Consider the following 13,490-nt stretch of genomic DNA (forward strand, 5'->3'; position numbering starts at 1 on the left):
AATACTTAAGGTTGGTACTGCGACTTATTCAAAGTAATTGGATTAATTGCAAATTCAACATTTAAATTATTCAGCTCTTTTGCAATACTCAAAAATATCTCATCCTGAACTGTTATGAAGTCAACAAAAAATACTTTACTTACCATTGCATAGACCTGCAAATTCACGCCATTAGCTCCAAAACTCCCTTCTAATTTACCAGAGATATTACTTCCACTCGAAGCTAATGATACTGATACTGTTTTATTCTGATCAATATTAGGATGAGATTTAAGCACCGCTAGAATTTTTTCTTTAATAACTGGTATTTTATCGATATACCTATAATCAATAGTTATAAATTGTACTATACGTCTGTGAGTACGACGCGAAGTTGTTGTTATACAAGTATTCAAAAACACTGAATTTGGAATATGCATTGGCGCTGTTTCATAATTATCAACCTGTGTTGTAAGAGTGCCAATTTTTTTAATAGTTCCACTAAACTTTATCGATGAATTAATATCAGATGAAATCACATCCCCCTCAGAATACTTACGATTAAATACAACAAATAAACCACCAAAAAAATTCGTTATCAAAGTACTTTGAGAAAAAGTCAGTCCGGCAAAAGCAACTCCACTAAAGGCTCCCAAAGCTGTTAAAGGAACATTAAATGCTGCTAAAACCAATATAACAGAGATAGCCACTGCTCCTAATTCAAAAGCTTTATATATGGCATTAATATCTCTAAAATCACTATACGCATCTTTATTTTGTGTTTTTTTCTTTTCAATAGCTATACTTTTACTATTATACAAGAATTTGAATAAACTAATAATAATTGCCAAGTAGACGCAAAAATCAAAAATTTTGTCAGAATACAAAATTATAACTTCTTTATAATTTGGCAGATGGACTATTACGGGTAAGTCGACACAAGTCTTAATAAAATAAGCCCATATTATTAGATATAAAGTTAACTTAAATGATTTAACAAATGTAAATCTAATTGTATTTTTATACCTAATTACTAAGATACTACCAAGAACTGAAATAATTACACTAAGTACGAAGCATAAAATAAAATCTATAAATAGAATATAAGAAACTGAGTAGTTCTCCACTCTAAGTAATACATTATTTAAAACATTCATTATAAAGAAACTATAGTTAAATATTACTTAGTAGTATCATCAATACCGTCATCAATAACAATATTATTCATATTAGCAGTTGCAGGTGGATGTGCCTTCATAGCTCTTTGATTAATAGTAGCATCAGGAGAATCATTCCCAGCCTTTGTTACTTCTGAAGAGCCACTATCCACTCCATTATTACTACTTGAGACATTTTGAGTAGCAGATATATCAGCGACAGGCTTATGCTCTACGGTCTGCTGTTGTTGATCAGGTTCATTTAAATCATAATTGATTGGTGTATAGATTATAGCTGATTTAGGACTCTCTTCTGATACTGATACATATACATCTTCTTTTAAGTGTTTAATCACTAAAACTATTATTACTACAGCTAGTATAAGAATTGCAAATCTGTTTATATAATCAAACAGTTTTAACTTACCATAACGTGACTTTTTATAGTGCAACACATCTATTTTATTAAGTATCGATACTATCTTCTTTTCAGAAATTTCTAAATATTCACAGTATCTTCTCACTTGATTTTTAAGTACACTACTAGAATTTTGTAATAATGAATCATTATCAGCTTCTTCGATTATCTCAATTGTTTGTACTGATAAGTTTATAGCATCTGCAACTGTCTCTCTTTGAAGCTCTTTTGCTTCTCTTGTAGACTTTAGAAAAGTTTGAAAACTATGCATAATTTACAAATATGATATTATTTTAAATATTGATAAAAGTATATAAGAAAAAATTTAAAATTTAAATGAAGATATAGGTGAAAGAATAGATTTACTTAGGTTGTTTTTTCTTTTCTAACATTTTTTCCAAGAAATGAATGTTAGTTCCACCCTTAATAAATTCCTCATTATTAAGAATTTCTTGATGAAGAGGTATATTAGTTTTGATTCCGTTAATTACCATTTCTTCAAGCGCAGCACGCATTTTTTGTAGTGCAGTCTCTCTATCATGTCCACGAACAATTACTTTTGCAATCATCGAATCATAATTTGGTGGTACTGTATAACCAGAGTATATATGGGAGTCAACACGAACTCTTGGACCAGCAGGAGCATGATACATATCTATAGTACCTGGAGAAGGAATCATTTTCTCAGGATCTTCAGCATTAATCCTACATTCAATAGCATGTCCAACTATAGCAATATCTTCTTGCTTCCAGCTTAAGTTACTTCCACCTGCAACTTTAATTTGCTCTTTGATAAGATCTGTAGAAGTAATTGATTCTGTAACTGGATGCTCCACCTGAATCCTTGTATTCATTTCAATGAAATAGAACTCTCCATTCTCATATAAGAACTCAAAAGTACCCGCTCCACGATATTTAAGTATTTTACAAGCATTAACACATTGTTCACCAATACGCTTTCTTTGCTCATCAGTCAAACCAATTGCAGGAGCTTCTTCTATGACTTTTTGGTGTCTTCTTTGAGTAGAGCAGTCCCTCTCAAATAGATACACAGCTTCTCCCCTTCCATCACCAAATACCTGAATTTCAATATGACGAGGGTTTTCTAAGAACTTCTCCATGTATACCATATCATTGTTAAAAGCAATTCTAGCCTCACTTTTTGTTAGAGAGATAGAACTAATTAAATCTTCTTTCTTTCTAACAATACTCATACCACGGCCACCGCCGCCGCCAGCTGCTTTGATAATAACTGGATAACCAATTTGCTCAGCAATCTCTAAATTTTTCTTTTCATCACTACCAAGTGGGCCACCAGATCCAGGAACACAAGGAACACCAGCTTTTTTCATCCACTTAATAGCTTCAACTTTGTCACCCATCACTTCGATACTTTCTGCACGTGGCCCTATAAAGATAAAACCACTCTCTTCAACAGCTTTTGCAAACTTTGCATTTTCTGATAAGAAACCATATCCTGGATGAATAGCATCGGCATTAGTTATTTCTGCAGCTGTGATGATTGCTTGAATATTAAGATAGCTAAGGTTAGGTGCAGCTGGACCTATACAAACTGCTTCATCAGCCAACTTAACATGCATCAGATTAGCATCAGCAGTTGAATAAACAGCTACTGTTTTAATCCCCAACTCTCTACATGCTCTTAATATTCTAAGAGCTATCTCACCTCTATTGGCAATTAATACTTTTTTAATCATTTTGTATTACCTTTAAAAGTTTATACTAGATTTATGAAGTCTTTACTTAAATTACTGATTGTTTATTATTCAATAATAAATAAAGGTTGATCGAATTGTACAGGATCACCATCTTTAGCAATAATTTTAACAATTTTACCAGCTTTCTCAGCTTCAATCTTGTTCATAATTTTCATTGCTTCAATTATACAAAGAACATCGCCTTTTTTAACTTCTTGACCTTCTTTAACATAAGGTGCCGCATCAGGAGAAGACGCACTATAAAAAGTACCAACCATCGGAGATTTAACTTCTTCACCGTTAATTTCTTCTGCTTCTACTTGCTTAGGAGCTGAAGTTGCAGTAGTTGGAGCACTAGCTGCTACTGGTGCTGCTGAAGCAACACTACTTACAGCAGGAGCTGATGATACAACCGTAGCAGCAGTATTATTTTTTGTCATAAAGATGCTTGAGCCACCATCTTTAACTCTAATCTCTTTGATATCACTCGAGTTAAGAATCTCTGCTACTCTATCTATCGCTTTTAATAAATCCATGTTTCTACTCTCCTTTCATATTAATATAGTTAATTGCTTCTATTAGCGCTAATGTATATCCGTTTGGCCCAAACCCAAATATGCATCCATGAGCAATATCTGATAGAAGCGACTTAGTCCTAAACTCTTCTCTATTATATATATTCGACAAATGTATTTCAATAAAAGGCTTCTCTGTAGCCAAAAAAGCATCGCGTATTGCAATGCTTGTATGAGTATATGCAGCTGGGTTTATAATTATTATTTTAGACGCTGATTGTTGGATTTTATCAACGATCTCTCCCTCATGATTACTCTGGAAAAAATCAACAGTTACATTATTATTTTGTGCTATTTTAAGTAACTCATTATTAATATCATCAATAGTCTTATTACCATAAATATGAGGTTGTCTCTTACCTAATAGATTAAGGTTTGGACCATTAATAAGTAAAATATCCATATTAAACATCCTTATAGCTTTTTAAAGCTTTAACACTATAGTGCTTATGCGTTTCTATACAATAACAACTTAGTCGACCACCAAAAACACAACCTGTATCCAAAGCTATAGCACCTTTATCTTTTGTTTCTCCTTTGATAGCTGCCCAATGACCAAAAACTATCTTATATTTATTTTCAAATTTCTTATGCTTGATCTTAAACCATGGTTTAAAACTTTGTGGGATTTGATCAATTGTTGAGCTGAACTTAAGATTTAACTTCCCATTTTTATCTATTGTTCTCATTCTAGTAAAGTAGTTAAGTATACACAACCATCTATCTATACCCTCTAACTCTTTATTCCACTTTTCCATTTCATTATTAAACAGATTAGCTAATAAAAGCCTTCTAGTCGTTATATTTCTTAATACAAACTCTACTTCATTGGCTCTTTTAAGAGCTTTTTTAGGCGACCAAATATGTGGAATTCCCGCATGAACAACAAAAGTATCGTTTACTTTGATTAGAAGACTTTGATTACATAACCACTCTTGAATTTCTCTTAAGTTATTAGCTTTAATAATATCATCGAAAGTATTTTTACTACTTGACGGCAAGTAGTTATAGCTAATAGCCAGAAATAATATCTCATGATTACCTAATACAACTTGCGCTGACTCTCCTAAAGACATTATGAAATCAACTGTCTCAAGAGACTTAGGTCCTTTATTTAAAATATCTCCTGCAAAAATAAGTTTATCTTTATTTTTATTAAACTTTATATCTTGCAACAACAATTGCAACTCATCGTAACAGCCTTGTACGTCACCAATAACATATGTAGCCATTTATCTTACACCTTATTTCAAAAAGTTTGCTAAACTAACAAAATCCTCCACACTTAAATTTTCCGCTCTTAACTTTGTATTTACGGGCAAAGTACTAGGATCTACATTAAGTCCTTTTAATATACCTTTAAGATTATTATGCAGAGTTTTTCTGCGTTGCGCAAAGCTTTGTTTAACAATACTTTCAAAAAAGTGATAATCATTAATAATCAGTTTATTAGTTTTTGGTTTAAGACGTAAAATAGCCGAATCAACTTTAGGCTTAGGATAAAACACTTCAGGAGGAATTTTCATTATCATATTGCAATCAAAATGATACTGTAAAACCACTGATAGCCTCCCATAAGACTTGGAATTTGGTTGAGATATAATTCTCTCTACAACTTCTTTCTGAAGCATAAAATGAGCATCGATAATCTTGTCGCTTTGCTCAATCACTTTGAACAATATTGGTGATGAGATATTATAGGGCAAATTACCGAGAAGTTTTATTTTTTGCTGATGTTCGACTCTAAGGGTATCTAAGTTAAATTTCAAAAAGTCTTCATTAAAAATTTTTGGCTCGCCATATTTTTGACAGTTTTGTAACAAAGTATCAATGACACTAGCATCAAACTCAACTACACTTACATGGTTAGAGTATGTGAGTATATAGCGAGTCAATGCTCCTAAACCAGGGCCTATTTCAAGCACCATGTCATCTTTTTTAATATTCGCTAATTGAACTATCTTTCTTATTATATTTTCATCTTGCAGAAAATTTTGACCTAATGATTTTTTAGCTTTTGTTTTATATTGCATTTTAATAAAGTTCTGGTGTCTTTAAATCACTTTCTAATATTTCAATATAAGCATCATCCTTCATAGAAGTTAACCATGTCTTATATACTTCTTGGGCTTTCTCAGAGAATATTGCTTCCAGTGCTTTCTGTTCTTTAAGCTCCTCTGCCGCATCATGTTCTTTTACTTTAGTATATTTGATAATCATCCAAGTCTTAGAATCTGCCTGAAAAGGTTCAGAAACCTCTCCTTTTTTCATTGATTCTAATTTTGAAAACGCTGCTGGTGGTATGACAGGTGGACTATCTAACCTTGAAACCCATCTAAACCTACCATTCGCATGATCATAATCTTGATTATACTTTAAAGCAACCTTTGTAAAACTTTGACCACTCTCTATAGCAAGCCTAGCTCGATCTAAGGAGCTTTTAGCTCCCTCTTCTGTCATGCTACCATCTAGCTTTATTTCAATAGCATAAACATAATACTTAGTAACTTTTTTACTGAGCATCGGAGCTTTTTCATCAATATTGTCTACATATATCATTTGTAGAGTATGGTTTATTATAAAAGGCTCAGATACTTGATGTTCTTTCAAATCTTTTACATACTCTTTATAAATACTAGGTATTGAATCAAATTTTACCTGTTGGCTAACAATACCGCCATAAGTGGCATTAGGAGCTTGAGAAAATTGCTTAACAACTTCAGAAAAGTCAATATAGCCTTTATTAACAGCAATTGCTAATTTCTTAAATAAATCTATTTTCTTTTGACGTGCTTTTTTTGAATCTGGTAGAGCCACAATCAGATTTTTTAAAGTATAAAGCTTAACAGGAGCCATTTCTTTATCGAATTGCTCTTGATGCTTTTTAATATATTTTTGGATTTCCTCCGGAGAAACATATACTTGTTGTGAAATAGCTTGTTGTTGTAATTGGCTCACCATAAGCTGCTCTCTGATTCTTTTCTTATAGCTATCAAAAGACATGCCTGATGCTTCAATATTTAATTTAAGAGAGTCAACAGAAACGCCATTTTTTGCAGCTATATCTTTTATTGCGGAGTCAAGCTGCTGATTAGAAACCACAATATTATTTCGCTCAGCCAATTGTAACAAAACGCTTTGAGCTATTAATTCTTGCAAAGCTTCCCTTCTAATTTGTAATGAATCAGAATTAAAATTTGCATTTGGATTCATAGCTTCGAGCTTTGCTACCTCTCGATCCAGTTCAAAAGAAGTAATAGGCTTACTATTAACTATCGCTACTGTCTTATTAACCAAATGTCTTTTATCTTCAGACATTTCTGGTGAATCTGCTGGTGCACTTATACTAGAATTAAATGAATTTTGAAACAAACTAGACGAAATATCAGATACCCCTGTGGAAATAATTAACAGCATTATAATAATTGAAGCCAATAACCTCTTCATTATATGCCTTCTCCCCATTCGCCAATTTTATAACCGTTTATCTGTTGCAAGCGTGAAGATAAATCATTCGCTTGACCAATTCCACCAAGACCTTTAAGCTCAAACTCCAGCATATAAGTGCTCGTAAGGTTCGCCAAAGCATTAGGATCGTTAGGATTCTCATTGGTGTAAGCTGTTGCTTGCCACATGGCTCTAAGAGCCCAAGATTTAGCATTGTATTGAAAGCCTGCAAATACATTCGATATCTTCTGCTGTTTAAAGTTATAGTTCCATAACGCTGTAACACCCCAATGATCTGTAATATTTAATATTGTTGATAACGTTATTGTCTCCTGAGGCTGTGGCGTCGCTCCATTATTAATTTGCTCTTGTGTGATAGAATTCCAGTTGTTTTCAATACTGTTATAAGAAATATTGAAAATATTTTCATTCTCATCTTTATATGATAATTGGTAGACTTGATAGTCAAACTTCGATGTTTGTAATCTATAGTTAATTTGTGCTGACAAGTAAATATTCTTCATTACTTGAAACTCAAACGATGACATTACAGGTGAGAACATATCTTTTCCAAATTGATCTTCCATACCCGGATATGGACATTTAGCATCACCTTGGCACAAATTAACTTTTCTATCCTCAAAATATGCCATCTGGCCAATTTTAGCAGAAGCTAAAGTACTTCCATCGTCTTGGCTCGTTGTATAAGTTTCTAATGCATAAGTTAACTGATTAGCATTATTGATTCTATCGTAGCCTGTAAACCTATTTACTTGGAACATCTGCATATATTGTTGATTCTGCATACTTGTATCAAATATTGGAATATCAGTTTGATCTTGATAAGGGATATATGTATAAAATAACCTCGGCTTAATTGTCTGCGTATAAGAACCACTTTCAGTTGTATAATCCCTGTCAAAATAAGCAGCTGCATCTATATTGAAGATAGGTAAAACACTTGTGACTGTACTATTATCAAACTTAATTGTATCAGATGATTTTCTATCAAGCTGGTAATAACGAATAGGCAGCTCTAAGGATGGATTAAAATACCCCCAACCATTGTTAAAGTTACCCTTGATCTTTGGAGCTTCATAAGATCTAAAACCACTCACATTAGTCCCTTTCTCAGGACCTACAGCAGGATTTATTGCCCAAGGTGATTTATAGTAGTATGTATTAAGAGTATCAGCACTGAGAGTTACATAATCAGGAGTGTAGCCATCAGAAGTTACGTTAAACTTTACCTCTGGAAGTTTAGCATAAGGTATATTCGCAAGATCAATAGCCGGGTTAACAACTCCATAATCTAGAACTGTTATACCAGCTGTAACATATTGTTTATAACCATAATTAAGATTGAACTGCCTAGTTAGTAATGTTTTTGTCACTAAATCAACATTTCCTGACGAGAAGTCATTGTAATAATTCTCATCACTCACATACTCATATATTAGATTTGTAGATAGAGCCCCTGCATCGCCTAAGGAGTACTTACCTGAAGTAGTTATATCAAAAGCTCCTCTCATTCTTCCTTCTTTGAAGTCCCATGGAACTAACGACCCTTCAAACTGTCCCTCAAAGTATTTGGTCATGTAACGGAATGTACCATTCTCCATAATACCTCTTTCTGACCAAATAACGTTATTAAGTAAGAAATCATAGTTTGGTGCTAGGTTGAAATAATATGGTACTGAAACCCCTATGCCAGAGTTACTATTTTGAACAAAACCTGGGAATAAGAATCCAGATTTACGTTTATCATTTATCGGGTGTGAGAAATATGGTATATACATCACTGGCACATCATCTATTTTGAAGAAGCCATTTTTAACATATGCCATCTCTGTATTAGTATCGATATCGATATCACTACCAGTTATTTTCCAAGCATTATCATATGGTCCACCAGAAGTAATATAACCATCTGAAAGCATTATATTACCATCTTCCTCTTTCTTAAGAGTTTTCGCATAACCGCGCAAATAACCAGTAAAGTTCTCTTTATTATATATTCTAGTATCAGGTGTCTCACGTGCCATTCTAAAGTAAGCTTCGCCAGTACTATAAGTACCATTAGTCATATCAGAGTCTAGCTCTTTAGTCCTAATTACGATCCCAGTAGATGGTTGTTTAGCAATCACATCACCTGTCATGACCATTGATCTAATTGCACTATTATCACTAGTTAGATTTACTATGGCATTATTCCCATATAATTCTTGATCACACTGAAGAACTTGAACATTACCAGAAGCAATTAATGTACCGTCATTGTCAAATTCTGAATTTTCATAACTAAGATCAGTCTTCTTTGAAGCACATAGTGCTTGAGTAAACTGAGGGTCATTACTATAATAACCTCCTACAAAAGTTTCTGGTTTCTTAACCCACGCTAAATCATCAGCTAAAGCTTTCTCTTTTTCTGCTGCACTAATTTCTTTATCAAAAACGTTCTTCGGCTTTTCTGCTCTTTTGCAGCTCCATTGACCATCTACAATTTCACACTTCCAATCTTCTTTGATAGGATTTTTACTAATAATTCGCGCAGCATGCGCTTGCACTGTAAATGCTACAGTACCTAAACATACTAGTAAATACCTGTGAATCCCCTTTAGCATATTTGACCTTTAAAAGCCTTAATTTTATTGAGTTTTTAAAAATAACCGTGATATTATATCTACATTTACTTAATTTTTCCATTTTTAATTTTAAAGACGGTAACTTCTAAAACAAAGAACTGGACTATTTCAATGAATATAGAAAACTATTTATCAGACATATTCGCTCAAGCATTTGAAAAGCTAGGGTACTCTCAAACTTTTGCTAAAGTTGTAACATCTACTCGTGAAGGCGTGGGTCACTTTCAATGTAATGGCGCTATGCCACTAGCTAAATTTGCTAAGAAAGCTCCTCTAATAATAGCCCAAGAGATAATAGAGCAAATTGATAGAGAAGATATTTTCTCTAAACTTGAAGTAGCTAAGCCTGGATTTATAAACATATCATTATCAGATAAATTTCTGGCTAGTACAACTGACAAATTTCTCAACTCACCTAAATTTGGCGTACAAACTAATGCCCAATCAAAAAAAGTAGTTTTAGACTTTGGAGGTCCAAACGTAGCCAAGCCAATGCACGTTGGACATATTAGATCAGCACTTTTAGGAGATGCGCTACAAAGAATACACAGATTCTATAATGATAATGTAATATCAGATGTTCACCTTGGTGACTGGGGCACACAAATGGGCATGCTAATAGAAGAAATAAAACTAGAATCCCCAGAGCTTGTATACTTTGATGAGAACTATAGCGGTGAATATCCAAAAAGCTCTCCTGTAACAGTTCAAGAACTTGCGGAAATATATCCTAGAGCGTCAAGAAGATGCAAATCAGATATAACTGAAATGGATAAAGCAAGACAAGCAACTTTTGAGCTTCAACAAGGCCGTAAAGGCTACGTAGCTCTATGGCAGCATTTCGTGAGAATATCTATAGAAGCTATTAAAAAAGATTTTGATAGTTTAGATGTCCATTTTGACTTATGGCTTGGTGAAAGTGATGCGAACAAGTTCGTAGATGAAATGATTGACTATTTTAAAACGAATAACTTCATATATGAAGATGAAGGTGCATGGGTCATTGACACCAATAAGGAAGGAATACCTCCTCTTATAGTTATCAAAAAAGATGGTGGTGTGATGTACGGCACAACAGACCTTGCAACACTATGGCAGCGTGCTAAAGATTTAAATCCCGATGAAATAATTTATGTGGTAGATAAAAGACAGTCCCTTCACTTTAAGCAAGTATTTAGTGTGGCCAAGAGAACAAAAGTCGTTAATGAAGAATGTAAACTTAAACACGTTGCATTTGGTACAGTAAATGGTAAGGATGGTCGTCCATTTAAAACACGTGAAGGTGGCGTAATGCACCTTTCAGATCTAATATCTCAAGCAAAAGAGTATGCTCACAAAAGAATGCCTGAGGAGAAGGATGAAAATATCATTAATCAAGTAGCTATGGCAACCATTAAGTTTGGTGATTTGGTTAACAACTACTCTAATGACTATATTTTTGATTTAGAAAAATTCGCCCAATATGAAGGCAAAACAGGTCCATACTTACTATATACAACCGTTAGAGCAAAAGCTATTTTGAGAAAGATCTTCGGCGAGAACTACAACATTAATACTTTAGCTAAAGAATATAGAATAGCAAAAGCAGCTAATGAACATGAAGAAAAACTACAACTACAGTTAATACAATTCCCTATTGCAATATCTCGTGCTTATGAAAACTCCCAACCTCATCATATTTGTGAATATGCATATTCTCTAGCCAATAGCTTTAATAAGTTTTATGTAAACTGCCCTATAATGAATATTGAAGGTGAGCAACTAAAAAAATCAAGAATAGCATTATGTATGGCAACAATAAAAGCCATGACTACAGCAGCAGATTTGTTGGGAATCTCTATTCCTGAAAGAATGTAGAGATAAATATCACTTCATGCTCATTAAACTTAACCTCAATCTCTACTATCAAATTAATTAGAAATAATTGGAAACCAACTTATGTTAAAGATCTTTGAACAGCCTAAGGCTTTTTATACTATCTTTATGTTAGAGATATGGGAGCGATTTGGCTATCAGGCTTTAGTTGCCATTTTAGTTGTTTATTTACAACGTGGTAGCATTCAATTAAGTGAAAGTTCGGCAATTGCGACCTATGCTGCATTTGCAGCACTAGTATATGCTTTTATAGTATTAGGTGGCTATATTGGAGATGCAATTCTTGGGGCGAAAAGAACCATTGTTCTGGGACTTATTGTCTTGTTAAGTGGTTACGTACTTCTAACGATCGGGGATAAGGAATCAACACTATGGGGACTTTCTTTTATATGTGTTGGTACAGGTTTATTTAAATCAAATCCTACAAGCCTGCTATCAAAATGTTATGAAAAAAGCGACTCCGGACAAATCAGCAATGCTTTCACTCTTTTTTATATGGCTATAAATTTAGGCTCACTACTTGGTAGCTTAGCAATTCCAACGATTGCAAAACATTACGGTTACTCTGCGAGTTTTGTAGTTATCTCTATAGCTTTAATTTTTGCTATAGCTACTTTTGTAGGCTTTGGTTTCACAATGAAGCATATCTCTACTCACGCAGGTGCCAAAAAGCTTAGATTAAGTTATTTATTCTGGGTAATAATAGGGGTAATTGCTATGATATATATAGTCAAAGCTCTACTTGCATATCTATTCTTAGCAAAATTAATAGTCATTTTGAGTTTTATTGCTTGTCTACTTATCTATATGTATTTAGCATTTTTATACAAGAAAGATGGCTACTTCTACAAGATGATGCTTGCTTTGATACTAATGTGTGAAGCTATAGTATATAAGATATCATACATACAAATGGCATCATCAATAAACCTCTTTACTATCAAAAACACAGATCATTCAATTTTAGGATTTATAATAGCACCGGAGACATTCCAAGCACTTAATCCTTTCTGGATATTTGTTTTAAGTCCAATCTTAGCGATGTACTATGTACACTCTAATAACACGAAGTTTAGCTTAAATGTATATAGCAAATTCTCTACTGGGTTACTTGTAATAGGCCTGTCTTTCATACTACTGTATGTTTCTAAGTTTACAGCTCATAGTGGTGTAATCTCATCATACTGGCTATTTGGTAGTTATGCACTTCAAGCACTAGGGGAATTGCTAATATCCGCGATTGGGCTATCAATGTTTAGTAGACTTGCTCCAGCTAAAGTTAATGGCTTTATGATTGGAGTGTGGTGGGTATTCTTGGCATTTGCTTCGATTTTGGGTGGATTAGTTGCTCAATTAACTGCGATAAGTAAACAGCAAGTATCTTCAGAAACCCTCACTCTATCTCTAAATACCTATACCAGCCTTTTCTTAATGATTGGAATTGCTATAGTAATTGTTTCATTTATATCTTTTGGTCTTTCACCATTTAAAAAGAAACTTATTAATCAGTAAATTTCACAAACTTTAACCAAATAGCTCAAATAAACACTAATAAAGGCTGTTGAGTTAATGAAAGCCCTTTTTCATATGTTTTAATATTGAGTATTTTTTAGATAAATCTGACTCAAAATCTTACTTTTGTGTTTCATATCAGCATTTTATGCTGATATGAATAC

Annotated in this window: 11 protein-coding genes; 2 read left to right on the top strand and 9 right to left on the bottom strand. The window is 33.3% G+C overall.

Annotated elements, in window-relative coordinates; translation table 11 throughout:
- Positions 1-5: 5 nt before the first annotated feature.
- From F3D57_RS08325 to F3D57_RS08365, 9 genes are all read right to left on the bottom strand, one after another.
- Positions 6-1,136: a mechanosensitive ion channel family protein gene (locus tag F3D57_RS08325; RefSeq protein WP_150465904.1), complete on the bottom strand. Its 1,131-nt coding sequence runs from the start codon at positions 1,134-1,136 to the stop codon at positions 6-8.
- Positions 1,137-1,159: 23 nt separating this feature from the next.
- Positions 1,160-1,825 (bottom strand): helix-turn-helix domain-containing protein, encoded by a 666-nt coding sequence (locus F3D57_RS08330; RefSeq protein WP_150465905.1) that lies wholly within the window; start codon positions 1,823-1,825, stop codon positions 1,160-1,162.
- 91 nt (positions 1,826-1,916) lie between these two features.
- On the bottom strand, positions 1,917-3,272 hold the full coding sequence (accC, locus tag F3D57_RS08335; RefSeq protein WP_013923529.1) for an acetyl-CoA carboxylase biotin carboxylase subunit: 1,356 nt from the start codon (positions 3,270-3,272) through the stop codon (positions 1,917-1,919).
- 65 nt (positions 3,273-3,337) lie between these two features.
- Entirely contained in the window at positions 3,338-3,808 is a 471-nt protein-coding gene (gene accB, locus F3D57_RS08340) for an acetyl-CoA carboxylase biotin carboxyl carrier protein (RefSeq protein ID WP_013923530.1), read from the bottom strand.
- A 4-nt stretch (positions 3,809-3,812) separates the two neighbouring features.
- Positions 3,813-4,250, bottom strand: a complete 438-nt coding sequence (gene aroQ / locus F3D57_RS08345; RefSeq protein WP_150465906.1) for a type II 3-dehydroquinate dehydratase — start codon at positions 4,248-4,250, stop codon at positions 3,813-3,815.
- Between the two features lies 1 nt (position 4,251).
- Positions 4,252-5,079: a symmetrical bis(5'-nucleosyl)-tetraphosphatase gene (locus F3D57_RS08350; RefSeq protein ID WP_150465907.1), complete on the bottom strand. Its 828-nt coding sequence runs from the start codon at positions 5,077-5,079 to the stop codon at positions 4,252-4,254.
- Positions 5,080-5,091: 12 nt separating this feature from the next.
- A complete protein-coding gene (rsmA, locus tag F3D57_RS08355) occupies positions 5,092-5,880 on the bottom strand; it encodes a 16S rRNA (adenine(1518)-N(6)/adenine(1519)-N(6))-dimethyltransferase RsmA (RefSeq protein ID WP_150465908.1) in 789 nt (262 codons plus the stop codon).
- Between the two features lies 1 nt (position 5,881).
- Positions 5,882-7,294: a SurA N-terminal domain-containing protein gene (locus F3D57_RS08360; RefSeq protein ID WP_150465909.1), complete on the bottom strand. Its 1,413-nt coding sequence runs from the start codon at positions 7,292-7,294 to the stop codon at positions 5,882-5,884.
- Complete coding sequence (locus F3D57_RS08365) at positions 7,294-9,918, bottom strand: LPS-assembly protein LptD (RefSeq protein WP_150465910.1); 2,625 nt, start codon at positions 9,916-9,918, stop codon at positions 7,294-7,296. Before F3D57_RS08365 ends, F3D57_RS08360 begins: the two co-directional genes overlap by 1 nt.
- Before the next feature lie 132 nt (positions 9,919-10,050).
- On the opposite strand from F3D57_RS08365, the gene argS reads away from it, so the two are divergent.
- Positions 10,051-11,796, top strand: coding sequence for an arginine--tRNA ligase (gene argS, locus F3D57_RS08370; protein WP_150465911.1), 1,746 nt, complete (start codon positions 10,051-10,053; stop codon positions 11,794-11,796).
- A gap of 81 nt (positions 11,797-11,877) precedes the next feature.
- Positions 11,878-13,326, top strand: coding sequence for an oligopeptide:H+ symporter (locus F3D57_RS08375; RefSeq protein WP_150465912.1), 1,449 nt, complete (start codon positions 11,878-11,880; stop codon positions 13,324-13,326).
- Positions 13,327-13,490: the final 164 nt, after the last annotated feature.

Source organism: Francisella sp. SYW-2 (genome assembly GCF_008711475.1).
In the GTDB taxonomy this organism is placed as follows: Bacteria; Pseudomonadota; Gammaproteobacteria; order Francisellales; family Francisellaceae; genus Francisella; species Francisella salimarina.